The sequence below is a fragment of the Bacillus sp. PAMC28571 genome (assembly GCF_014250435.1).
GTDB lineage: Bacteria > Bacillota > Bacilli > Bacillales > Bacillaceae > Bacillus > Bacillus safensis.
The window spans coordinates 1,628,735-1,654,874 of record NZ_CP060191.1; the positions used below are offsets into that span (position 1 = coordinate 1,628,735).

Annotated in this window: 18 protein-coding genes; 5 read left to right on the top strand and 13 right to left on the bottom strand. The window is 46.4% G+C overall.

The window, feature by feature from the left end:
• Window positions 1-6: 6 nt before the first annotated feature.
• Together H7F25_RS19315 and H7F25_RS08040 are read right to left on the bottom strand one after the other, a co-directional pair.
• Window positions 7-558: a hypothetical protein gene (locus tag H7F25_RS19315; RefSeq protein WP_225315522.1), complete on the bottom strand. Its 552-nt coding sequence runs from the start codon at window positions 556-558 to the stop codon at window positions 7-9.
• Between the two features lie 540 nt (window positions 559-1,098).
• Window positions 1,099-1,329 carry an excisionase family DNA-binding protein gene (locus H7F25_RS08040; RefSeq protein ID WP_039179160.1) on the bottom strand — a complete coding sequence of 77 codons (231 nt, stop codon included), beginning with the start codon at window positions 1,327-1,329 and terminating at the stop codon, window positions 1,099-1,101.
• A 168-nt stretch (window positions 1,330-1,497) separates the two neighbouring features.
• On the opposite strand from H7F25_RS08040, the gene H7F25_RS08045 reads away from it, so the two are divergent.
• The 3 genes from H7F25_RS08045 to H7F25_RS08055 are packed head-to-tail and all read left to right on the top strand — an operon-like array spanning window position 1,498 to window position 3,447.
• On the top strand, window positions 1,498-1,905 hold the full coding sequence (locus H7F25_RS08045) for a GtrA family protein (RefSeq protein WP_056766903.1): 408 nt from the start codon (window positions 1,498-1,500) through the stop codon (window positions 1,903-1,905).
• Window positions 1,906-1,909: 4 nt separating this feature from the next.
• On the top strand, window positions 1,910-2,791 hold the full coding sequence (galU, locus tag H7F25_RS08050; protein ID WP_034624312.1) for a UTP--glucose-1-phosphate uridylyltransferase GalU: 882 nt from the start codon (window positions 1,910-1,912) through the stop codon (window positions 2,789-2,791).
• A gap of 53 nt (window positions 2,792-2,844) precedes the next feature.
• On the top strand, window positions 2,845-3,447 hold the full coding sequence (locus H7F25_RS08055; protein WP_024425701.1) for an undecaprenyl phosphate transporter UptA: 603 nt from the start codon (window positions 2,845-2,847) through the stop codon (window positions 3,445-3,447).
• Window positions 3,448-3,485: 38 nt separating this feature from the next.
• Here the strand turns inward: H7F25_RS08055 and H7F25_RS08060 are convergent, their stop codons facing one another.
• On the bottom strand, window positions 3,486-4,307 hold the full coding sequence (locus H7F25_RS08060; RefSeq protein ID WP_025093161.1) for a uroporphyrinogen-III synthase: 822 nt from the start codon (window positions 4,305-4,307) through the stop codon (window positions 3,486-3,488).
• Window positions 4,308-4,449: 142 nt separating this feature from the next.
• Between H7F25_RS08060 and H7F25_RS08065 the strand changes: the two genes are divergently transcribed.
• Window positions 4,450-5,070: an acetate uptake transporter gene (locus tag H7F25_RS08065; RefSeq protein ID WP_171464299.1), complete on the top strand. Its 621-nt coding sequence runs from the start codon at window positions 4,450-4,452 to the stop codon at window positions 5,068-5,070.
• A 38-nt stretch (window positions 5,071-5,108) separates the two neighbouring features.
• Here H7F25_RS08065 and H7F25_RS08070 read toward each other — a convergent pair whose 3' ends face one another.
• A complete protein-coding gene (locus H7F25_RS08070) occupies window positions 5,109-6,128 on the bottom strand; it encodes an LLM class flavin-dependent oxidoreductase (protein WP_024427753.1) in 1,020 nt (339 codons plus the stop codon).
• Between the two features lie 173 nt (window positions 6,129-6,301).
• On the opposite strand from H7F25_RS08070, the gene H7F25_RS08075 reads away from it, so the two are divergent.
• Complete coding sequence (locus H7F25_RS08075; protein ID WP_221899237.1) at window positions 6,302-13,423, top strand: hypothetical protein; 7,122 nt, start codon at window positions 6,302-6,304, stop codon at window positions 13,421-13,423.
• A 20-nt stretch (window positions 13,424-13,443) separates the two neighbouring features.
• On the opposite strand, the gene H7F25_RS08080 is transcribed toward H7F25_RS08075, so the two are convergent.
• The 9 genes from H7F25_RS08080 to H7F25_RS08120 form a co-directional block, all read right to left on the bottom strand.
• Window positions 13,444-14,004 carry a CatB-related O-acetyltransferase gene (locus tag H7F25_RS08080; protein WP_185854470.1) on the bottom strand — a complete coding sequence of 187 codons (561 nt, stop codon included), beginning with the start codon at window positions 14,002-14,004 and terminating at the stop codon, window positions 13,444-13,446.
• A 64-nt stretch (window positions 14,005-14,068) separates the two neighbouring features.
• Window positions 14,069-15,436, bottom strand: a complete 1,368-nt coding sequence (locus H7F25_RS08085) for an MATE family efflux transporter (RefSeq protein WP_185854471.1) — start codon at window positions 15,434-15,436, stop codon at window positions 14,069-14,071.
• 25 nt (window positions 15,437-15,461) lie between these two features.
• Window positions 15,462-16,946 carry a D-alanyl-D-alanine carboxypeptidase/D-alanyl-D-alanine endopeptidase gene (gene dacB / locus H7F25_RS08090; RefSeq protein WP_185854472.1) on the bottom strand — a complete coding sequence of 495 codons (1,485 nt, stop codon included), beginning with the start codon at window positions 16,944-16,946 and terminating at the stop codon, window positions 15,462-15,464.
• 126 nt (window positions 16,947-17,072) lie between these two features.
• Window positions 17,073-18,047: a pectinesterase family protein gene (locus tag H7F25_RS08095; protein WP_133744093.1), complete on the bottom strand. Its 975-nt coding sequence runs from the start codon at window positions 18,045-18,047 to the stop codon at window positions 17,073-17,075.
• Window positions 18,048-18,135: 88 nt separating this feature from the next.
• Window positions 18,136-18,837 (bottom strand): DUF421 domain-containing protein, encoded by a 702-nt coding sequence (locus H7F25_RS08100; protein WP_024422641.1) that lies wholly within the window; start codon window positions 18,835-18,837, stop codon window positions 18,136-18,138.
• A gap of 66 nt (window positions 18,838-18,903) precedes the next feature.
• Window positions 18,904-19,227: a nitrite reductase small subunit NirD gene (gene nirD, locus H7F25_RS08105; RefSeq protein ID WP_034621391.1), complete on the bottom strand. Its 324-nt coding sequence runs from the start codon at window positions 19,225-19,227 to the stop codon at window positions 18,904-18,906.
• Between the two features lie 23 nt (window positions 19,228-19,250).
• A complete protein-coding gene (gene nirB / locus H7F25_RS08110; protein ID WP_185854473.1) occupies window positions 19,251-21,662 on the bottom strand; it encodes a nitrite reductase large subunit NirB in 2,412 nt (803 codons plus the stop codon).
• A gap of 69 nt (window positions 21,663-21,731) precedes the next feature.
• Window positions 21,732-23,891 carry an assimilatory nitrate reductase catalytic subunit NasC gene (locus H7F25_RS08115; RefSeq protein WP_185854474.1) on the bottom strand — a complete coding sequence of 720 codons (2,160 nt, stop codon included), beginning with the start codon at window positions 23,889-23,891 and terminating at the stop codon, window positions 21,732-21,734.
• The gene (locus H7F25_RS08120; protein ID WP_185854475.1) at window positions 23,888-26,137 is read right to left on the bottom strand and encodes an FAD-dependent oxidoreductase; all 2,250 of its coding nucleotides are present in this window, start codon (window positions 26,135-26,137) and stop codon (window positions 23,888-23,890) included. Before H7F25_RS08120 ends, H7F25_RS08115 begins: the two co-directional genes overlap by 4 nt.
• Between the last annotated feature and the right edge of the window lie 3 nt (window positions 26,138-26,140).

Below are 26,140 nucleotides of genomic sequence, written 5' to 3' on the forward strand. Positions count from 1 at the left end.
AAAGGCTTATTCAAATATGTCTTGCTTGTTCTCCAAGATGTTGGACACTTTCATTTTCACTCGTGGAACCGGATCTTTTTGATGAACATCATGTGAAATCTTTTCTACTTCATTTTTATCAGTTCTAAGAATTTTAGGTGAAAATTTTTCCACAAGAGGCGGTCTATTCCCTTTTGCACAGTTTGCCATTGTATCTAGTGCAATGAAGCAGAAAGGTCTTCCTTTGTTTAGCCAAGATTTCATTCTCTCCCAGGTTGGGCAGCTGACGGCTGCCAGCCTTTCCCACTGATCGTGAAAATGGGTGCAATTTGACTCCATCCAATCCAAAATTTTGTGAGAACGGAAACGATGCAGGCAAATAAAAGCCTCTAACGGCAATTCTTTTTCACTGATCGATTTCAATTTTTCTAATATATGGTGTAATCCCTCATCTCCTGGCAAACTGCTGGCTGCTGCCCACGAAAGTGGGTAAAGGAATTCTTCGTCCTCGTAATCCAAAAGTTCCCTGACCCATTCAGCGGCAAATGTATCTAGAACATCAGCCGTGATCTCTAACATTCACTTCGGCATGCTCCGTTTCATGAAACCTACTTTGAATAGAATGCAAGATTTTTGCTGATCGTGCTGTTTCAAAACATCGATGACATCATCCTCAAGAAACCATCTAGTGATTGAAAAGTCTAATATAGACACCAAATCATGCCTAACGGCTTTTAATGTTGGAACTTTCTCGCTTTTGGTGATGACGACATTCTCCTCTAATTGAAAAGCCTGTCCGTCCTCTCCATAAAAATCATCGCGGGAGTAAAAATTGTTTAGGAGAATGGAGAACAGCTAGGTTATACCATTCAATAGGCCGTAATGAATAGCTGAGTAATCTTTCGTTGCATTGATGGCCTGTTTCGGTTCATCAGACGATTCTACAACGTTCATTTCTTTTTTGACAGGCTTCACATAAAGTAGTTGTCCCCATTGTTTTCACTTTCTTTTACTGCTATTCTGCTTCTTTCATTGGAGCAAGCTTAAGGCGAAATAGAAATCATTCTTTCTATAACCGGCATTCGTCCATATTGTTTCAAATGAAGAAATAACGATCTTCTAATCTTCATCCTTTACATCGGGGTCTTCCGGAATCGGTTCATTTAAGATCTCTTGGACGAGCTCTTTATATTGCTCGAGCTGCTTTAAATGCGTTTGAAACTGCCCTTGATAAATGAGATAAGATTCCCCGTCAAATACGTAACGAATCTTTTTTTGCTGGATTAATTTTTCAATATACGCTTCTGATACTTCCAAGTATTCAGCCGTTTCTGCGATTGTTAAATACATGTTTGTGCACCACCCGTTCGTTTCATCTAGCAAATTATATCACGAGCTGGTGAAAAAACAGATATCGCTTGTTCATGTTTTTTTCATCTTTTCTTCACTGATTCGTCAACTCGCTTTTGTACAGTATTCATACACCCACTCAAACACTAGGAGGTGATGATCCTTCGCATGTCAAAGAAAAATATTCGGACCTATGCCGCATTTTTAACTGTAGGCGCTAGCAATACGATGATTGACTTTCTGTTCTTCTTTTTTTTAACTGCTTGCTTTGTTCCCTCTTTTCTTGCACAGTGCTTGTCCTATACCGCAGGAATGCTGAACAGTTATGTTTGGAATCGAAAATGGACGTTCCAAGTGAAAAAGAAAGCTGACAAGTGGGAATGGATCAAGTGGGCCACAGTCAACGGCGCAGCGTGCCTCCTCACCTATGTTGTCTTATATGTCATACAGCAAGCAGGTTTCTCATTATTCATTAGTAAAGCGATTGGTACCCTTCTTGGCATGATGATCACTTTTACTGGAAGCCGCCTATGGGTTTTTCCATCAGAAAATAAACCATCAGAAATGGAGCGATGATTCAATGAACATTAAAAAAGCCGTCATACCAGCAGCCGGATTAGGCACACGTTTTTTACCCGCAACGAAAGCACAGCCAAAGGAAATGCTGCCTATTATCGACAAACCCGCCATTCAATACATAGTTGAGGAGGCTGTTCAATCAGGCATTGAAGATATACTAATTATCACAGGAAGAAATAAAAAATCGATTGAAGATCACTTTGACCGTTCGATTGAGCTAGAACACACGTTGCTTGAAAAAGGGAAAGAAGAACAGCTGGCTGAAATCAAACATATTGCGGATATGGCCAATATTCATTATATTCGTCAAAAGGAGCCCTTAGGTCTTGGACATGCGGTATTATGTGCACGTCATTTTACTGGCAATGATCCTTTTGCGGTCCTTTTAGGTGATGATGTCATGGTGTCAGAAAGACCTGCACTCTCTCAGCTCATGGAAGTCTTTGAAGACAAACAAAGAGAGGTCATTGGCGTCCAGCAAGTGGATCGTCTAGATGTCAGTAAGTATGGTATGATAAGACCAGCTAGAATAGACGGTCAAGTGTTTGAAGTCACAGACTTAGTGGAAAAGCCAGCAATTCATGAAGCTCCTTCCGATTTAGCCGTCATGGGCAGGTACCTGTTAACACCATCGATTTTTCCTATTTTACAAGGAATCGAGAGAGGTACCGGGAACGAAATCCAGCTGACAGATGCACTGAAAATCATTGCACATGAATCACCCATTTATGCAACACAATTAGATGGGATGAGATTTGATGTTGGTGATAAGCTCGGCTCGTTTAAGGCAGCGGCAGAACTTGGATTAATGCGTCATGATATGCGGCCAGCCATGCTAGCATATATGCAAAGCATACTCATGAGAGAAGAAAAACAAGCATAGGCTCTTATAAGGATGCTTGAAGAAAATTCGTATTTAAAGGCAGAGTGAAATGAATGGGAACCTTGTTTAATGAAATTTTGACCTGGCTGACAAGCCTAGGTTACGCGGGTGTTGCACTTGGACTGATGATTGAAATCATTCCGAGTGAAATTGTACTTGCCTATGGCGGATATATGGTATCAACAGGCACAATTGGTTTTGTAGGAGCTGTGATTGCCGGCGTCATCGGTGGTACGCTCGCCCAGTGTTTTATTTACTGGATCGGTCTGTACGGCGGACGACCTTTTTTAACAAAGTATGGAAAGTATTTATTCATCCATGAACATCATATCGCGACTGCAGAGCGCTGGTTTGATCGGTATGGAACCGGTGTAGTCTTTACCGCCCGCTTTATCCCTGTTGTCCGTCATGCCATCTCGATTCCAGCGGGTATTGCCAAGATGCCTTTTTTGAAATTTGTTTTCTTGACAGGATTAGCTGCCATCCCTTGGTCTATCTTATTTATCTATCTTGGCATGCAGCTTGGGACGAAATGGGATCATATTCAAAGTGTTGCTCATGCTTATACAACCCCCATTATGGTCATTGCCATCGTCCTGATTGTTCTCTACTTTGTACTCAAAAAAATTCGGACGAATCGAAAACGGACAATCTAACAAAAACGCCTTTCACCAGATCAGTGAAAGGCGTCTTTTTATATGTGTGCTGATTGTTTTTTCATATATTGGGATAATTCTATAATCATTGCTCCCATTCTCTCAAGTGACGGGGCAAGAATTCGGTCTATTCCCTCTTCTTTTAAAGCTTCTGCCGTGACTTTCCCGACAGCTACTGCCAGTACGTCCTGCTCGAATAATGCTTGCAATTCTTCTTTTCTGCCCCATTCTGCGGCTAATTTGAAAAAGGCGTGGACCTGGACAGCGGTTGTAAAACAGACGGCATGAACTTGTCCATCTTTCATTTCTTGCAGCAGCGTTTCAGCTGCCTCTGGTTCAGGAGGTGTGTGCTGATATGGTAAAAGCGGCAAAACATCTGCCCCCTTGTCATGTAAAAACTGAATGAGAGCTGGTGCATTTTCACCATGAAGCTGCACCATCACGCGTTTTCCTTGAAACTCCTTGTCTTCAAGCTTTGAAATCAAGTCACGAACCGTTCCGTCTTCATCAGAGACCTCTGGCTGAATTCCGCGTTTTTTCAGCGCAGCAAAGGTTTTGTACCCTCTTGAAGCAATATGTGCGTTTGATAGAATGTTCATAAATTCTTTACCAAGCTGCAGCTCTTCTGCACTCTCAATCAATGTATCTGTACCGATGCCTGTTGTCAAGATCACCCAGTCGGCCCCTTGTCTCACAAAGGTTTCTATGCCTGGCTTTAAATCCTCTTTGGCTAAAAATACGGTTCCTTGAAGAGAGCGAATAACGGCTTGTCCTCCTTGTTTTTCGACAAGTGTACGCATTTCTTCTGTTTTTCTTGTTCCACAAATGGCAATCGTTTTTCCAGATAAGCCTTTACTCATGTTATCCCTCTTTTTCTATCACATTTGATATGTATTAAATATAGATTTATTTGGAAGACGATGCAAGTGTCTACTAAAAAAGAGCTTGACGTTTCTATCGAATTCGAGTATCTTTTGTAAGTGCAAATTGTAGGAGGTCATTATGGAAAAACAGAATGTTCAAGCAATTCGATTATCAATTGCAGACCCAACACCACTTGGTTTGTTTGGTTTAGCAATGGTGACGCTCGTTGCGTCCTCACAAAAACTAGGAATCACAGATGGCACTTCTCTTATTTTACCTTGGGCTATCTTCCTTGGAGGAATCGCGCAGCTGATCGCGTCCATACAAGATTCAAAGCATCATAATATTTTTGGAGCCACTGCTTTTGGCGCATTCGGTCTTTTCTGGATGGGCGTTGGAACAACTTGGCTCATTCAAGCCGGCGTCTTTGGGAAAACGCTTGCGGGAGCAGCAGATCCAAAACAGCTAGGCTTTGCGTTTATTGGCTATTTGATTTTCAGCTTGTTTATGACGATTGGTGCAATGGAAACACATAAAGTGTTATTTTTGATTTTCGTCTTTATTGATTTCTTATTCATTGGTCTTTCCCTTAGTACATTTGGTGTGATGTATGATGTGACTCATACCATGGCTGGTATTGCAGAATTGATCATTTCTCTGCTTTCATTTTATGGTTCTGCAGCTGTTGTTCTTAATGCACATTTTGGCCGTATTGTTCTGCCAATTGGACAACCATTTCGCATTTTTACAAAAGCTTAAATAAAAAAGAACTGCTCTGTGCAGTTCTTTTTTTATGTTTATTTTTCTTGTGCCTCTTGAAAAATCTCTCCGATGATTTCATACGAGCGCATTCTTTCTTGATGGTCAAACATATCCGAATTAATCATCACTTCATCTGCTTGAGTAGCTTCTATAAAGGCTTCTAATTCTGTTTTCACTTTTTCTTTATCCCCAATGATAGTCGAGCTTAATTGTTCATCCACCATCGCCTTTTCATATGGACTCCAAAGACCGTCCATGCTGTCGACAGGCGCCTTCAGTTTTCCTGGTGTGTTGCGAATGAGACTTAAAAACCGCTGATAATGAGAGGTTGCCAAATATTCAGCCCGTTCTGTTTGATCTGCAGCAAAAACCGTCACACCGACCATGGCATAAGGCTCTTTTAATACATCAGAAGGTCTAAATGACTGTCTGTACAACTCTAACGCGGGAATTGTATTTTTAGGTGAGAAATGTGCTGCAAAGGCAAATGGCAAGCCAAGTTCTCCTGCAAGTCTAGCGCTAAAACCGCTTGAACCAAGGAGCCAAATTGGAATGTCCAGGCCTTCTCCTGGAACAGCTCTTACATGTTTTTTAACCTGTCCGGTCGGTTTGAAATATTGACGAAGTTCTTCAAGCTGCTCAGGGAAATCTTCTCCGTTATGAAGATTACGTCTAAGCGCTCTTGCTGTTAACTGATCTGTCCCTGGTGCTCTGCCAAGACCTAAATCAATTCTCCCTGGATACAATGTCTCAAGTGTGCCAAATTGTTCGGCAATGACAAGTGAAGAGTGGTTTGGCAGCATAATCCCGCCAGATCCTACTCGAATTTTTTCGGTTCCTCCCGCAATATATCCAATTAAAACAGACGTTGCAGAGCTCGCTACCCCTTCCATGTTATGGTGTTCTGCCAGCCAGTATCTATGATAACCCCACTTCTCCGCCTTCTTTGCTAAATCCATACTACGATCAAAAGATTCTTTAATGGTGCCTCCTTCTGTCACTGAGGATAAATTTAAAACGGAATAGGCTTTGCCTTGTAAAACTGATTGACTCATATATGATGTCCCCATTTCTGTCAAAAATCATACTATTTCATACTTTCAACACCATAACACAAATCAATGAAAGATTTAAATGATTTGATTCGATGATTTTCGAAATGATGATTTTCTAGGTTTTACTTCCAATTTGAAAATTTGCACATAGAATGAAATATCAATTCTAGGAGATGGGCAATTTGTACAATCAATTCGAACACAAATGTCCCTTTTGCGGTAAATACCATGAACAGCCTCATTACAAAAGATCACGTCATGACCGTCCTCGAAAAAGAGACTGTCCATTCATTAAACAAGAATATTCAAAACAAAATACATCTCAAGGGAATCAACCTTGCCACATTGCAAAAGGAATAAAACAATCAAAACAAAATCAAAGAGCTGGACCAAGAGGCCCGGCAGGCCCAGCAGGTCCCCCTGGACCAACCGGACCTACTGGACCTGCTGGCGGGTTAACCGGCGCCCTTCCTTTTAATCCCTCACAATCACAAGATTACGATGCAGGGCAAGTGGTCACGTTTGATGGCAGTACTTACATTGCCAATGTTGACGCTCCATCAGGTATACCTGGACTCTCCCCCGACTATACCCTTTTAGCTGCTTCTGGAGAAACCGGTCCTACGGGTCCTACTGGGATCGGATTAAGTGGTATTGAAGCCTATGATCCTGTTATGGCACCAACATATTCAGTCGGTCAAGTGGTCACTTATGGTGGTGGTACGTATATTGTGGATTCTGCACCACCTTCAGGTACGCCAGATACGTCGCCAGATTACACACTTTTAGCAGCACCAGGTGAAACTGGCCCTACCGGTGCCACGGGGATTACTGGATCAACCGGATCTACTGGTGCCACGGGTAGCACTGGACCAACTGGTCCTACTGGTGCCACGGGGATTACCGGAGCTACTGGAGATACCGGGGCTACTGGGATTACTGGGGCTACCGGACCTACCGGTGCCACGGGTAGCACTGGACCAACTGGAGATACCGGCGCTACTGGGATTACCGGATCAACTGGAGATACGGGTACTACAGGCAGCACTGGACCTACTGGTCCTACTGGCGCAACGGGGATTACCGGATCAACTGGACCTACCGGTGCCACGGGTAGCACTGGACCAACTGGTCCTACCGGTGCTACTGGGATTACTGGAGCTACCGGACCTACCGGTGCCACGGGTACCACTGGACCAACTGGAGATACCGGCGCTACTGGGATTACCGGATCAACTGGAGATACGGGTACTACAGGCAGCACTGGACCTACTGGGCCTACCGGTGCGACTGGGATTACTGGGGCTACCGGACCTACCGGTGCCACGGGTACCACTGGACCAACTGGAGATACCGGCGCTACTGGGATTACCGGATCAACTGGAGATACGGGTACTACAGGCAGCACTGGACCTACTGGGCCTACCGGTGCGACTGGGATTACTGGGGCTACCGGACCTACCGGTGCCACGGGGATTACCGGAGCTACTGGACCTACTGGTGCCACGGGTAGCACTGGACCAACTGGACCTACTGGCGCCACGGGGATTACCGGAGCTACTGGAGATACCGGGGCTACTGGGATTACTGGGGCTACCGGACCTACCGGTGCCACGGGGATTACCGGAGCTACTGGACCTACTGGTGCCACGGGGATTACTGGATCAACTGGGCCTACTGGTGCCACGGGGATTACCGGATCAACTGGAGATACCGGGGCTACTGGGATTACTGGGGCTACCGGACCTACCGGTGCCACGGGGATTACTGGAGCTACTGGTCCTACTGGTGCAACGGGGATCACTGGGGCTACCGGACCTACCGGTGCCACGGGGATTACTGGATCAACTGGACCTACTGGCGCAACGGGGATCACTGGAGCTACCGGACCTACTGGTGCCACGGGGATTACTGGATCTACCGGGCCTACCGGCGCAACGGGGATTACTGGAGCTACCGGGCCTACCGGCGCAACGGGGATTACCGGATCAACTGGACCTACCGGGGCTACAGGGATCACTGGGTCAACTGGACCTACCGGGGCTACAGGGATCACTGGGTCAACTGGAGATACGGGTGCGACGGGGATTACTGGATTAACTGGTCCTACTGGTGCGACGGGGATCACCGGAACAACTGGTGATACGGGTGCTACAGGGATCACTGGACCAACAGGTCCTATCGGTGCTACAGGGATCACTGGAGCTACCGGACCTACTGGCGCTACAGGGATCACTGGATCAACAGGTCCTACCGGCGCCACAGGGATCACCGGATTAACCGGACCTACTGGCGCGACGGGGATCACCGGATCAACTGGAGATACGGGTACTACAGGTAGCACTGGGCCTACTGGAGCTACCGGTGCGACTGGGATTACTGGAGCTACCGGGCCTACTGGTGCCACGGGGATTACCGGATCAACTGGACTTACCGGTGCCACGGGGATTACTGGATCAACTGGACCTACTGGCGCAACAGGGATCACTGGAGCTACTGGGCCTACTGGCGCAACAGGGATCACTGGAGCTACTGGGCCTACTGGCGCAACAGGGATCACTGGAGCTACTGGGCCTACCGGCACCACAGGGATTACCGGATCAACTGGAGATACGGGTACTACAGGCAGCACTGGACCAACTGGTCCTACCGGTGCGACTGGGATTACCGGAGCTACTGGAGATACCGGGGCTACTGGGATTACTGGGGCTACCGGACCTACCGGTGCCACGGGGATTACCGGAGCTACTGGACCTACTGGTGCCACGGGTAGCACTGGACCAACTGGACCTACTGGCGCCACGGGGATTACCGGAGCTACTGGAGATACCGGGGCTACTGGGATTACTGGGGCTACCGGACCTACCGGTGCCACGGGGATTACCGGATCAACTGGACCTACCGGGGCTACTGGGATTACTGGGGCTACCGGACCTACCGGTGCCACGGGGATTACTGGATCAACTGGTCCTACCGGCGCCACGGGGATTACCGGATCAACTGGACCTACTGGTGCCACGGGGATTACTGGATCAACTGGGCCTACTGGTGCCACGGGGATTACCGGATCAACTGGAGATACCGGGGCTACTGGGATTACTGGGGCTACCGGACCTACCGGTGCCACGGGGATTACCGGATCAACTGGACCTACCGGGGCTACTGGGATTACTGGGGCTACCGGACCTACCGGTGCCACGGGGATTACTGGATCAACTGGTCCTACCGGCGCCACGGGGATTACCGGATCAACTGGACCTACTGGTGCCACGGGGATTACTGGATCAACTGGGCCTACTGGTGCCACGGGGATTACTGGATCAACTGGGCCTACTGGTGCCACGGGGATTACCGGGGCTACCGGACCTACCGGTGCCACGGGGATTACTGGAGCTACTGGTCCTACTGGTGCAACGGGGATCACTGGGGCTACCGGACCTACCGGTGCCACGGGGATTACTGGATCAACTGGACCTACTGGCGCAACGGGGATCACTGGAGCTACCGGACCTACTGGTGCCACGGGGATTACTGGAGATACCGGGCCTACCGGCGCAACGGGGATTACTGGAGCTACCGGGCCTACCGGCGCAACGGGGATTACCGGATCAACTGGACCTACCGGGGCTACTGGGATTACTGGGGCTACCGGACCTACCGGGGCTACAGGGATCACTGGGTCAACTGGAGATACGGGTGCGACGGGGATTACTGGAGCTACTGGTCCTACTGGTGCGACGGGGATCACCGGAACAACTGGTGATACGGGTGCTACAGGGATCACTGGACCAACAGGTCCTATCGGTGCTACAGGGATCACTGGAGCTACCGGACCTACTGGCGCTACAGGGATCACTGGATCAACAGGTCCTACCGGCGCCACAGGGATCACCGGATTAACCGGACCTACTGGCGCGACGGGGATCACCGGATCAACTGGAGATACGGGTACTACAGGTAGCACTGGGCCTACTGGAGCTACCGGTGCGACTGGGATTACTGGAGCTACCGGGCCTACTGGTGCCACGGGTAGCACTGGATCAACTGGTCCTACCGGTGCGACTGGGATTACTGGATTAACTGGTCCTACTGGTGCCACGGGGATCACTGGAGCTACTGGGCCTACCGGCACCACAGGGATTACCGGATCAACTGGAGATACGGGTACTACAGGCAGCACTGGACCAACTGGTCCTACTGGCGCAACGGGGATCACTGGACCAACTGGACCAACTGGCGCCACGGGGATCACTGGAGCTACCGGACCTACCGGACCTACCGGTGCCATGGGGATTACTGGATCAACCGGATCTACTGGTGCCACGGGGATCACTGGACCAACTGGTCCTACTGGTGCCACGGGGATTACCGGAGCTACTGGAGATACCGGGGCTACTGGGATTACTGGGATTACTGGGGCTACCGGACCTACCGGTGCCACGGGGATTACCGGATCAACTGGACCTACCGGGGCTACAGGGATCACTGGGTCAACTGGACCTACCGGGGCTACAGGGATCACTGGGTCAACTGGACCTACCGGGGCTACAGGGATCACTGGGTCAACTGGAGATACGGGTGCGACGGGGATTACTGGAGCTACTGGTCCTACTGGTGCTACAGGGATCACTGGACCAACAGGTCCTATCGGTGCTACAGGGATCACTGGAGCTACCGGACCTACTGGCGCTACAGGGATCACTGGATCAACAGGTCCTACCGGCGCCACAGGGATCACCGGATTAACCGGACCTACTGGCGCGACGGGGATCACCGGATCAACTGGAGATACGGGTACTACAGGTAGCACTGGGCCTACTGGAGCTACCGGTGCGACTGGGATTACTGGAGCTACCGGGCCTACTGGTGCCACGGGTAGCACTGGATCAACTGGTCCTACCGGTGCGACTGGGATTACTGGATTAACTGGTCCTACTGGTGCCACGGGGATTACCGGATCAACTGGACCTACTGGTGCCACGGGGATCACTGGAGCTACTGGGCCTACCGGCACCACAGGGATTACCGGATCAACTGGAGATACGGGTACTACAGGCAGCACTGGACCAACTGGTCCTACTGGCGCAACGGGGATCACTGGACCAACTGGACCAACTGGCGCAACGGGGATCACTGGAGCTACCGGACCTACCGGTGCCATGGGGATTACTGGATCAACCGGATCTACTGGTGCCACGGGTAGCACTGGACCAACTGGTCCTACTGGTGCCACGGGGATTACCGGACCAACTGGTCCTACTGGTGCCACGGGGATTACCGGAGCTACTGGAGATACCGGGGCTACTGGGATTACTGGGGCTACCGGACCTACCGGTGCCACGGGGATTACCGGATCAACTGGACCTACCGGTGCTACTGGGATTACTGGAGCTACCGGACCTACTGGTGCCACGGGTAGCACTGGACCAACTGGACCAACTGGCGCAACGGGGATCACTGGAGCTACCGGACCTACTGGTGCCACGGGTAGTACTGGATCAACTGGTCCTACCGGCACCACAGGGATTACCGGATCAACTGGAGATACGGGTACTACAGGCAGCACTGGACCAACTGGTCCTACCGGTGCGACTGGGATTACTGGAGCTACCGGACCTACTGGCGCCACGGGGATCACTGGACCTACTGGACCTACTGGCGCAACGGGGATCACTGGAGCTACCGGACCTACTGGTGCCACGGGTAGTACTGGATCAACTGGTCCTACCGGCACCACAGGGATTACCGGATCAACTGGAGATACGGGTACTACAGGCAGCACTGGACCAACTGGTCCTACCGGTGCGACTGGGATTACTGGAGCTACCGGGCCTACTGGCGCCACGGGGATCACTGGACCAACTGGACCTACCGGTGCGACTGGGATCACTGGAGCTACCGGACCTACTGGGATTACCGGATCAACTGGAGCTACCGGATCTACTGGTGCCACGGGGATCACTGGACCAACTGGTCCTACTGGTGCCACGGGGATTACCGGAGCTACCGGTGCCACGGGGATCACTGGACCAACTGGAGCTACCGGACCTACTGGGATTACCGGATCAACTGGAGATACGGGTACTACAGGCAGCACTGGACCAACTGGTCCTACTGGCGCAACGGGGATCACTGGAGCTACCGGACCTACTGGTGCCACGGGTAGTACTGGATCAACTGGTCCTACCGGCACCACAGGGATTACCGGATCAACTGGAGATACGGGTACTACAGGCAGCACTGGACCAACTGGTCCTACCGGTGCGACTGGGATTACTGGAGCTACCGGGCCTACTGGCGCCACGGGGGTCACTGGACCAACTGGACCTACCGGTGCGACTGGGATCACTGGAGCTACCGGACCTACTGGTGCCACGGGGATTACTGGAGCTACCGGCGCTACAGGTATCACCGGACCAACCGGACCTACTGGCGCAACAGGGATCACTGGAGCTACCGGACCTACTGGTGCCACGGGGATTACTGGGGCTACCGGGCCTACCGGCGCCACGGGTAGCACTGGGTCAACTGGACCTACTGGCGCAACAGGGATCACTGGAGCTACCGGACCTACTGGTGCCACGGGGATTACTGGGGCTACCGGGCCTACCGGCGCCACGGGTAGCACTGGAGCTACCGGACCTACTGGTGCCACGGGGATTACCGGATCAACCGGGTCTACTGGTGCCACGGGGATTACTGGGGCTACCGGTCCTACCGGCGCCACGGGTAGCACTGGAGCTACCGGACCTACTGGTGCCACGGGGATTACTGGAGCTACCGGACCTACAGGTATCACCGGACCAACCGGACCTACTGGCGCTACAGGCATCACGGGCGCCACGGGTGCGACGGGTATCACTGGGGCTACTGGAACAGGTGGTTTTACGGATACAGCACTTTATGCTGCTAATAGTTCTGGATCTACCATTATCACTGTAGCTAGTGGAACGAATATTCCTCTGCCGAATTTACAAAACATTACTAACTTTACCGCAAACGGAACGAGCACTGTTTTTACCGTTTTGCAAACTGGTAAATATTATATTACGTATCAAGTCAACACCACAACAGCTCTTTTAATTAATACACGTTTGCTTTTAAATGGAGATACTGTGCCTGGTTCTGTTCAATCACCGGTTATCTCTACTTCGTTTCTCAATAATACTTTAATCGTCAATATAACAGCTGGAAGCACCATTTCACTGCAGTTTTTTGGGGCAGTTGTCACAGCTATTTTAGTTGGCGGGGGCGGTGCTGCAGGTGCTACCTTGACCATCATACGGCTCAGCTAAACTAAAAAAGAAAGGCTTTCTCAGCCTTTCTTTTTTATATCTTCTATTACAGTTATACAACGTTCAATATCATGAGATTGTAAAAGGTGAAAAATAGATTGGATGATTGTAAGCTCTAAATTCCACCATTCTAATAACTGCAGTTTTTCGATTATTTCGGATGAAAATCGATATTTCATGAGCTGCTGGGGATTTCCTGCGGCAATTGCATATGGCGGCACATCTTTTGTGATTACACTATTTGCTCCGATCACGGCCCCGTTTCCTATACATACTCCTGACATAATCGTTGCACCATATCCAATCCATACGTCATGTCCAATATGAACATCCCCCTTCGATTTGGGATGTCCTTTAATATGGGCAGCTTCTTTAAAAATTTGATTAAACGGGTACGTTGTGACCCAATCAGTACGGTGTTCCCCGCCTAGAAAAATTTTCACCTCGTTTGCGATAGAACAAAACTTCCCAATATGTAATGTCGTTCCTTCCCCCCACGTCAACACTTGGAAATCTGGTCCGGCATAAGAAAAATCACCGATATTGTACGAGATTAGTTCACTTCTTTTATTCAAAAACATAGAAGATTCGGCCTCCTTAAAAGTGAGAGATCTTCGTATGTATATGCTGCCTCACACCTTTACATTATGATTGAACAAGCGAGATAATTTGTTTTTTCTTCCATATGAGCTGATAGTAGCTGTATTGGAGGAGTAAGTTCACAAAAAAAGCAGCTGGGTAGCCAATCCATATTCCTTTAATGCCAAGAGATGTATAGTGTGATAGCACATAAGCGACTGGTACTTCTACAAGCCAAATGGAACAAATACTAAAGATCGTCGGCCAAAGAACCGTCCCGCTTGCTCTCATTGTGGCTGCAACAATTTGGGCCGTTCCAAAAATGAGATAGCTCCATAGTGTAATGACGACCAAACTATAGGCAATGTCTATCGTCTTAGGATCTGTTAAAAAGATAGATAAAATCTGCGGTGCAAAAATATAAACGAAAATAATGATACATCCGCCTATGGCAAAGTTAAGACCTAACCCAATTTTAATGACATCTTTCAGTCGATTCATATTCCCTGCACCAATGAATTGTGCTGCAAAGATCGAGACCGCAATACCAAGACTCACTGCCGGCATCTGCACATAACTCACGACTTGATTGACAACACCATAGGCAGCTGTCGCCTGTGATCCATAATCGTTGACGAAAGAAATAACGGCAATTTCTGATAAAGAAATGAGGATCATATTAATGCTTGATGGGATACTAAGCTTTAATAACGTTTTTAATAGATCCCCTTTCATCAATAAATGCTTTCTCACCGATGCATCAATGCGAAGCGGGTGCTTTGTCTTATATAAGTAGATATGTAGAATGATAAACGTCACAATTGTTGAAAACACAGAAGCATACGCAGCGCCATATAAGCCGAACGCCGGCAGTCCCAGCCAGCCAAATAATAAAATGGGCAGCATCAAAATATTCGTTGCCGTACTAATCATTAAGAAATAAAAAGGTGTTTTCGAATCCCCTGTTCCCCTCAAGAAGGTCGTATAAACAAAATAAAGAAATAAGATCGGCATTGAGATGAATAGAATTCTGGCATATGCCGCACTTTCCTCCACGATATTAGCGGGTGTTCCCATGAGGTTTAAGATATCAGTTGCGAAAAAACCTCCAATGATCGCTAAAGATACTCCGATTAAAAAAGTGAATGAAAGCGTTGTGCCAATAATTTCTTTTAATTTCTGTTCATTTTTTGCTCCATACGCTTGTCCAATAAGGATCGAGCTTCCCGATCCAATGCCAATGGAAAAAGAAACGAGTAAAAAGAAAAGCGGAAAGAATGCAGAAATGGCAGCTACTGCATCCTCTCCAATCCATCTTCCGACAAGAACAATTGACACTAATTGTCCGATCGATTGCAAAATATTACTTAGCAAAAGCGGGATGAGAAAAATGGACATGGTTTTTACTAAAGATTGATTATTATCTAACGTCATGATGGTTCTCCTTCTCTCTCTAAATCTAAAGATTCTCAGCTAGTATGCTGACAATACGGTCTTCTATCTCTTTCCCTTTTTCGTCATCAACAAGGTGATTTAATAAAATGGAAAAAGCGAGCGTTTTTCCGCCCTGCGTGTCAATATATCCAGAAAGTGTACTGACCGTTGTTAACGACCCTGTTTTTGCACGTACTTTTTCTAGTGTAGCTGGTTCCTTCAATCTGTTCCTTAACGTTCCCCCCACCATTCGTTCACTTGCCCCTGCTAAAGGGAGCGCATGTTCATAGGTTTTAAACCATTTTTCCTTTTGAATGTTTGTCAAAAATAAAGTGAACTGGTTAGCAGAGACAAGGTTAATAGGTGATATCCCCGATCCGTCACGCAGCACTGCAAGCGAAGGATCAACGCCAAACGCAGGAAGCCGTTCATTCATGACGTCCAGCCCAGCTTCAAAGCTCCCTTTGTTTTTCACTTTTTTGCCTAGTTCCTTTAGCAAAATTTCTGCATGGGTATTGTTGCTTAATTTCATCATAGGAACAAGCAGCTCCGATAATGGCATCGATGTATGGGAAGCAATTTTTTTGGCTTTTTTAGGAACTTGTTTTGATTTCAGCGGTCCCTTTACTTGAATCCCTTCCGCCTTTAACGCTCGTTTCATTAAATCTAAAGCATAGGCGGCCGGCTCCCATAAAGCTACCCATTGTTTAGATGAGCTTGCTTTAACCGGAATGGTCCCAGTCAACGTAATCTTGTTGGATCCGTGAGAGCGCTTAAAAGAGATTTTCTTTTTTCCGCCTTCTGGAACTGTTTTCACTTGATTGATGACTTGAGCGACATCCGTTTTCGGAATCATATCATAGGCGGCTTTCAGTCCTGCTTTTTTTCCTGGTTTTACTTCGAGAATCACGGTCCCTGCATCATAATCTTGATTCGGTGAAGCCGTGAGAGCAGAAATTTGTGCCCCGTAATATTGATCCTCATCACTCCAAGGCAGATCAATCGAGTATCTCGTGTCATCAAACCAAGTGTCATCTGCCGCAAGCTGTCCGCGAATGGTATGTATTCCGGCCTTTTTGACCTGTTTGGCGAGTGCTGCAAAATCCTCCTCTAATAAAGTTGGATCGCCGGTGCCACGAAGATAAAGGCTGCCATGTAGCGTTTTCTTTTGAATGGAACCATCCATCCAGATGTCTGTAGGGAATGTGTGTGTTTCTCCAAGTATATCAAGTGCGATGGCTGATGTGAGCAGTTTCATATTAGAAGCAGGAGTAAGACGAATATCGGCTTGATGTTCATAAAGAAGAGAGGTGTCAGAAGTATCGCGGACGCTGATGCCAGAGATCGCGCCCTCTAAATCAGGTGCTGTTCGTATGAATTCGTCTAAAGCTGTCATCCATTGAAGTGAATCGTCACGAGCTTTGAGTTGTTCATCTTTCGCTGAAAAAGGGAGAAATAAAATCGACAGGATACATATTTGTAAAAACATGAGCTGTGAAAAACGCTTCACGCAATCCCTCCTTTTTGTTGCAGCCAATTTTAGAAGAATATGTTCATTATACACAAAAGAACGTTTGTTCTCAAAGGTTTTTTAAACAGAAAAGTCAGCTTTCTTTGACGAAAACTGACAAGCCCTTTACCTCTTTTCTGGATTCCAGCCATCGGCTCCGCCAAGAACAGCCTGAACTGTGATTTGACTTGCTTCATTTTGGGTTAAAATGGTTGACCATTTTACGCGGTTTGCTGGGCTGCTTCCTGCTCCTGTCGATCCAAATTCTTTGTACCTGGCCGTTCTTTCGTTGTCACGGTTATCCCAGTTATGCCATCCCTCGGCTTTTATATGGTCATCCATTTTTGTATGGAGGAATGTCACAGCCGAATAAGGTCTCCACGGACGTCCTAAATAAACCGATTGCGCAGCTGCCGTTCCCTTTTTCAACGTAGAATCTATGAATACATAGCCGTACCTTTGTGCTTCTGTTGTGGATGCTGCAGTAATATACCCATTTCCAAGACTTTTTATTTCAGCTCTTTTAAACACAGCTGTGGCTGATCCAAAAATAAAATCGACCGTGCCTTCAATATAGCAGTTTTCGTAATATTGCCGCCCTGTGCCTGTTGCATAAAGTGTATCTTGATAGCCTAACACACGTATTTGTTTGAACACAGCCCGGTCGCCAGACACATACAGCGCAACTGCCTGACCCGCATGTCTGCCAGCTGTATTTTGAAAAGTGATATTTTCTGCATAAAAATCGTTTGCACGAATCATTGTGCTTGAGCTGTTTGTTGTACTGCCGGTGCTTGCATTTGTATCATCATACGTAAGAATCGTTTTGTGCTGGTTTTCGCCAATAAAGGATACGTGTGGTTTATTTTGCGGAAGCAATATTTTTTCTTTATATACGCCATTTTTAATATAGATCGTTGCCGGTTGTTGATTGTTTGCTGGAATCGCATCAATGGCAGACTGAACGGTGCGGTATGTCCCGCTTCCCTTTTGATCAACAACAAGGACACGGTTATGCCCGGCTTCTGCTGCTTGAAGTGAAGCTGGGTCAAAAAGAAAGAAAGACAAGACCATGACCATCCATATGTTTCTAAATTTCATCACATATCTCCCCCTCATTTTGTGAACGTTTTCATCAAACATTCTTTTTGATCCTATTCCGTACACGCACAAAAAAACACCCACGTTTTTATGTTGTGGATGTTTTTTTAGACTTTTCATATTGCATCGCATAAATCCCTTCATTTTCAATCCATTCACAAAATAGAACGTCTCGATAAGAGGAAATATGCTGCTTTTTTAATTGCTCATTCAGCCAAGATTCATCAAAGCCGGCTTCTTGAAGATCTTTTTTTAAAATTTCGCCGTCAATAATAAACGTTCTAGGCAATTTCACTTCTTTTCCCTTCACGTTCACATCTTCGGCTGTGGCTGGGGCGTATTTCATTTTCGGAAGAACGCTGACAGAGCCGTCCGTTTCCAAAATAGCATATTCAATTTCATTCAGGGCAAAATGGCCTTTTGCGCGAACCAGTGTCTGCAGCTGATTGATATCAAGCATATTTTTCTTCAACCGGTTGTAGTGAATCTTCCCCTTATCAATCACAAGAGTAGGTCTTCCTTCTAAAAAAGCGCGAATGGATTTAAAGCGCTGTGAAAGCCATTCAACTGTATAAATGAGAACGCCCCATACTGCAACAGCAAATAAAATGTGCTGAATCCTGACTTCCGGATCAAAAATAGCGTTTCCGACCATTTCGCCTAAAATTAGTGCAGAAATGAAATCAAACGGTGTGATTTGTGCAAATTGTGTTTTCCCTAATAATTTTGTAATAAAAAATAAAGCGAAAAATCCGATTAAGAGTTCAATCAAAATATTAACGAACGGCACAAAAATTCCTTCCTTTCTTGCTGCATTTATATACAGCATTTACATGAAAGGAAGGATCTAAACCATTTATGAAGGCAATAAAATAAAGACATCGTCCCCTTCAACGAATGTTTCATATGTTTTAACGCATCCCTGGTCTGGTGCTTGTACGTTTCCTGATGAAAGATCAATTTTCCAATCATGCATTGGACAGAAAACGTGATTCCCGCTGACCATGCCTTCAGCCAGAACGCCGCCTTTATGTGGACAGCGATTTTCAATGGCTTTGAACTGCTTATTAGAGGTTTGAAAAACAGCTAATTCAAGTGTACCGGCTTCAACTGTTTTCCCTAGCTGGAGCGGAAAATCTGATAGGGTGCCAATGTGAACTTTAACAACTGAAACTGTCATATGATCTCATCCCTTCAATTGATTTATACGGAAGCCGTCGCTTTTTGAAATAATTGTCTCGTGTCTTTTTGGCTCTCGCGAAGCTCCTGCCAAGGCTCTTCATATGTTGAAAGCGCAATGTCCATTCTTTCGATTAAGGCTGCTCGTTTTTCATCATCTAGGAGTACTGATTGAATATGCTCTAAGCCAAGTCGCTCAACCCAAGCAGAGGTTCTTTCTAAATAATTTGCCGTTTCTCTGTAATATTGAAGGTATGCTGCGGCCATTTGCTCTACTTCTTCTGCTGTACTGACCTTCATTAATAAATCTCCAGCCCGCAGGTGTGTGCCGCCATTTCCGCCGGCGTACAATTCAAACCCTCCATCTATCCCCACGATACCGAGGTCTTTAATTCCGGACTCTGCACAGTTTCTCGGACAAGCAGAGACGGCCATTTTTACTTTATGCGGTGTCGCAAGACCTTCAAATTTCTTTTCTAGTGCAATTCCAAGAGCCATGGAGTCCTGCGTGCCGAACCTGCAAAATTGTTCTCCAACACAAGTTTTAACTGTTCTTAAAGATTTCCCATATGCATAACCCGATGGCATATCTAGATCCGCCCACACTTTTGGTAAATCTTCTTTTTTGACACCTAGAAGATCGATACGCTGACCGCCAGTCATTTTCACAAGCGGTATTTCATATTTGTCGACGACATCGGCTATTTTCCTCAAGTCATTTGCATTGGTGACGCCGCCGTACATTCGCGGAACAACTGAATAGGTACCATCGTTTTGAATATTGGCATGCATGCGTTCATTTACAAAGCGTGAGCTCTTTTCATCTTTGTATTCAAGTGGATAAAGCATGCCTAAATAATAATTCAGTGCAGGTCGGCATTTTGAACAGCCCTCTTCTGTATTCCAGTCAAGTACATTCATCACTTCTTTGACATGCTGCAAGCCTTTTTCTTTGATTTCATGAATGACTTCATCTCGTGAAAGAGTGGTGCAGGCGCAGATGGTTTCTTTTTGGGCTGTCAGGCTTGCATCCTCACCTAGCGTATGCCAAAGAATCTCTTCGACAACAGGCTGACAGCCTCCGCAAGATCGTGAGGCACTTGTACATTGCTTGACTTCCTGAAACGTTGTTAAGCCTTCTTTCTGAATGGCTTCTACAATCTGCCCTTTTGCCACGCCATTACAGCCGCAAACGATATGGTCGTTTGCCATGCTGTCAATCGTGCTTTCTTGCGCCGGATCATTGGAGGTTAAGACAGATACCTTCTCCATATCCGACATATCTATTCCTTCTTTAATGTACGAGAATAAACGAGGTCCGTCGCTTGTTTCTCCAAACATGACGGCGCCTACTAATCGGTTTTGCTGGAAGACGAGTTTTTGATAGATGCCTTTTTGTTCGTCAAAAATTTTAATCGCCTTTTTCTCATCGTTTTCAATAAAATCACCAGCTGAAAACACATCAACTCCTGATACTTTCAGCTGTGTTGACAGAACAGAGCCTTCATATGGAGCAGGGTTCAAGCCGCATACATGCTTGGCAAGTACAGCCGCTTGATCGTATAAAGGAGCAACTAATCCGTACGTTTGTCCTCTGTGTTCCACACATTCTCCGACGGCATAAATGCCCGGGACACTCGTTTCCATAAAATCATTGACGATAATACCACGGTTCACTTCAAGCCCGCTTATTTCTGCAAGCATTTTACTCGGTTTAATTCCCGCAGCCATGACAACTAGGTCTGCCTCAAGTGTAGTGCCGTCTGAAAATGATAAACCTTCTACTCTTGTATCTCCTAAAATCTCATTTGTCTGTTTTCCAAGCAGGAATTTCATCCCCTGTTCTTCTAATGCTTTTTGAAGAAGCTGTCCTGCAATAGGGTCTAGCTGGCGTTCCATTAAATGAGAGCCGAGGTGAATGACATTCACTTCCATGCCTAAGTTTAATAGACCGCGTGCTGCTTCAAGCCCAAGGAGTCCGCCTCCGATGACTGCTGCTTTTTTGTACATAGTAGAGGCATTGACCATTTCCTCAGTGTCTTGCAATGTACGAAAAGCCGTCACGCCTTTTTTATCACTCCCTGGAATTGGCAGGATAAATGGAAGTGACCCTGTTGCTAAAATCAATCGGTCATAATATACGGTCCGTCCTTGATCACTGGTGACTGTTTGGTTCTCTGTATCGATCTTCACAATGGTCTCGTTTGTAAACAGCTGAATTTCATGCTTTTGATACCAGTTCCAATCGTTTAACGTAATATCTTCGACTTTCGTATCCCCTTGAAGCACTTTCGATAAAAGAATTCGGTTATAGTTAGGATGCGGTTCAGTCCCAAATACCGTCATGTCGAATCGTTCGCCGTCTGTTTTTAAAATGTTTTCAAGGCTTCGAATGCCGGCCATACCGTTCCCCACTAATACGAGTTTTTCTTTCATGAAAAAACACCCCTCATGTGATCATTTTTTAGAAAGTACCATAATCTAAACATAGATGGAAAATACATGTTAAAATTTCTCACATAGTTTTTCATTCACGTAGGCTGACAGCTGTACAGGACAATATTTAAAGCCTGGCATTTTACTGTGCGGATCTAGTTGATCATCAATTAATTGATTAATTGATTGATGTTTGCTCCAGTGAAATGGAACAAATACGGTATCTGTTCGAATGGTGTCTGATATGCGGCATCTGATGATAACACTTCCTTTTTTTGACTTGATGGTCACGAGCTCCCCGTGCTGAAGTCCATACGTTTTCGCTGTATCAGGATGAAGCTCTGCATATGCTTCAAACTGTCTGGCAACAAGAGAGGTGCTCCTTCTTGTTTGAACGCCTGTTTGGTAATGAGCCATCACCCTGCCGGTCGTTAAATAAAGAGGGTATTCTTGACTGACGGGTTCCTTTGCAGCCTTTTTATCGTGTGTGACGACGGCAAACTTCGCTAAACTGTCAGAATGTGAGAATGCATGTTCAAATAATCTTTCAGTTCCCGGGTCTTCTAAATGAGTACAAGGCCACCTTATGCCTTGTTCCTTCCTTAGTCTTTCATAGGTTATGCCTGAATAATCAGCCTTTGCACCTTTCGTTACGGCTCTTAATTCCTCAAAGATCTCTTCTGCGGATGAAAAGGAAAAATGGCTGCCTTTGCCTAATACAGCTGCTATTTCACAAATGATTTGCCAATCGTGCTTTCTTTGGTGTTTAAGTGGATATGTTGCTTCTCTAAGCGTAACGCGCCCCTCTACGTTTGTCACGGTACCTTCATCCTCTAAATATGACGAAGCAGGTAAAATTACATCTGCCAGCGCAGCTGTCTCAGACATAAATAAATCAACGGCAACAAAAAAGGACAAGTTCTTGATGGCTTGCTGAATCAAGTGCGCATTTGGCCCTGACTGGACAGGATTTGAGCACATTAAAAAGAGCGCTTTGATTTCACCTGCCTGCATTTTTTCAAACATTTCAAAAGCAGACACGCCCTTTCCTGGAAGTTCCTTTTCATCAATGTTCCATCGTTCAGCCATTTCTTTTCTGTGAGCAGGATTTGAGATATCTCGATATCCTGGAAGCTGATCTGCTTTTTGCCCATGCTCTCTTGCTCCCTGGCCATTTCCCTGGCCGGTTATTGCCCCGTAGCCGCATCCAAAGCGGCCGATCTTCCCAGTAACAAGCAGAATATTCAGGAAATTACGGACAGAGGCTGTACCGTCTATTTGCTGCTCAATGCCTCTTGCTGTAAAAATCATGCCTGTCTTTTCTTGCGCGAATTTCCTTGCTATTTTCTGCATCACATCAATCGTCACGCCAGTTTGCTCAGCAATGTCTGGCAGGGAGATGCGTGAGATGTGCTCCTTTAGTTTTTGGAAACCTGATGTTCGTTGATGAATAAATGATTCATCGATTAAATGCTCATGCAGCATGATGTGCAATATGCCGTTTGCCAGTGCGGCATCTGACCCTGGTTTTAGGCTGACATGTAAATCGGCTAATTGGGCTGTCGGAGTTTTGCGCGGATCAATGACGATGAGAAATGCGCCATTGTTTTTTGCCTCTTCAATGTAGGGCAGGAAGGTTGGCTGACATTCCGCTATATTCGTTCCAACCAATATCAACACCCGTGCATGCTTGATGTCGCTTAAAGGAAAGGTCAGACCACGGTCAAGTCCGAATGTTTGATTTGCGGCAGTTGCTGCCGAAGACATACATAGTCTGCCGTTATAATCGATGTATTTCGTTTTCAGCGCCACTCTTGCAAATTTCCCGAGTAAGTACGCTTCCTCATTTGTAATTGATGCGCTTCCGTACACACTGATCACATCATGGCCATGCGACAGCTGAAGGGATTCTATGTTTGTTTTGATTTCTTCGAGAGCCTCCTGCCATGTCGCTTTTACAAATTGTCCGTTTCTTTTGATCAGCGGGTGATTCAGGCGATCTTTATGAAGCGCGTGCTGGTGGGCATGCTGTCCTTTCATACAAAGTCTTCCGTGCGTAGTTGGATTGTGTACACCAATCGTTTGGTAGCGTGTTCGCCCTTCCACATGCTGCTCGATTAATTGCATTTTGCACTGCATACTGCAAAAAGGACATTGGGCTGGGAAGACTCGCTTTTGTTCTTCCTGCTTTGATTTTTGCTGGGCATATTGTAAAAAAGATTGACTCATACCTTCACATCCTTATGTCTTACATTTCCTTGTCTGCTTTGGTCAAATTGCGCACAGAGCTCTTCTCTTATTTCCTCATCAAGTAACTTTTCACGAATAGAAATGTTCCCTTGCCGGGAAAGCCAATCGCCAATGGATTCTTGAAAGTAAGCATTTTTTCTATACTCTTCAAGCAGCGCTTTTAAAAAAGGAATAAGCCCACTTGAATGAGCCAAGGTGTAAAAAAGCTGGCCTCCTATATAAATGTTCCATTCACCCAGCTGCTTTTTCAGACAGATATCATCAATTGGAGCAAGTTTACACGTGCAAGAAGCACCTGTGATATGAATGGAGGTGACAGCTGGTAAAAGTGTATCTTCCACTTGTCTTTCCAGCTCCATCACAAGTGACGTGACAGCTGGATCGTCACAGTCGCATGAAAGGATATGAGATAGTCTTCTTTTCTCATTAGGCATAATTGGCCAATGATTTTTGACGATTTGTGCCGCATGTTTTGACACACCGATGAGCCGTATTCGTTTATGCCTTGTCAGCTCTGCCTGCTCAATCAGCCTGTTCTCTAACAAAGACGTAATGATTTTCAAAAAATCCAGATCAAGCCGGCCCCCATATAATTGAGGAGTCAACATGTCTTCCTGTTCAGCAGCGCCGATTTTTTCCACCGATCCTTGAAATTGCTCGAGATAGTATTGAATGGCCGGCTGGCAGATGCCGCAGCCGTGATTCGTTTTCCATTGAAAATGTCTTCTTATTTCTTCAGCATTCACCGGCTGCTGCTTTTTAATAAACGAAAAAATGGTCTGCCCATCTACTTCTGTACATGGACAAAAAAAGGCCTGCGATTCCGTTTGTTCATGTGATGGTAACTGGCAGCAAGCACGGACGAGCTCTTGACAGCCGCCGCACCCAGTTGCTGCTCCTGTCTTTTTTTTCACCTCGTCTAAGTTTGTCAGCTGATGAACCAAAATGCTTTTTAAAATCGTCCCTTTTGTAACGGTTTGACATTGGCAGACGAGGTCTTCCATTTTTAATGAATCTAGTGGGGATGATGGCTTTTCATGAAGGGCTTTCATGACCACACTTTTATCACGTCCCACTTTTACATCTTGCAAAAGCTGATCGGCATTCCCCAGCTCTCCGACGAATAAAATACCTGCCAGCGCCTGACGTTCAAAGACGAATTTTTTATACACCTCTTGCTCTTCATCTAAATAAGTCACAGCTGACATAAACGGAGAATGATGTTCAATACATCCAGCAGAATAAATCGGCAAATCAGGTACTTTTAATTTTGTTGAGTAAATGGGCTTTGGTGTATGTGTGATTTTTTCTCCTAAAAGATGCTTAGCGAGCACGCTTGCTTGTTCATAAATGGGCTGAACAAGGCCATGCACCATCCCTTGGTGCTCTGCACATTCTCCAATCGCATAAATATTCGGGATATTAGTCTCCATCACGTCATTGACAACAATGGCTTTTCTCGTGTGTACGCCATGATTCTCTGCAAGCTGTATATTCGGACGGATACCTGTTGTAAAAACAACAAGATCAGCATCCACGATGTCTCCATTTTTCAATAGAACGCCTTCTACCCTCTCACCGCCTAAGCATGCAATGGTATGGGCATTTGTTTTCACCTGAATGCCTTTTCGAATGAATTTTCGCTGTAATAATCCGGCTGCTGTTTCATCTAATTGGCGCTGCATCAGCCGCTCCGTATAATGAATGATGGTGGTTTCAAGCCCCGCCAGCTGCAGACCGGCTGCTACCTCCACACCAAGCACGCCGCCTCCGATCACTGCTGCTTGTTGATAATGCACCGCATCCGCACAAATGGCCTCATAATCATCAATTGTCCGAAAAGCGTATATCCCTTTTTTGGACACACCCTGAATAGGAAGAAAATTCGGCGATGAACCCGTTGCAATGACGAGCTTGTCATAGGGGATTTCCCGGCGCGCATCTGTCATGACACACTTTCGATTTGTATCGATATGTACAACTGATTCTCCTTTGTACAATGTGATGTCATGTGCGGTGTACCATTCTTTTTCCTTTAGTTGAATTTCAGCTAATGATTCGCTTTTTTGTAAAATCGACGAAAGTTTTATGCGATTGTAGGCAGAGTGCTTCTCTTTTCCAATGACTGTTATGGCATAATGTTCTGGCTGCTTTTGAATGATCTCTTCGATACATTTCATACTCGCCATGCCGTTTCCGATAAACACAAGTTTGCGTTTTGCCATCTG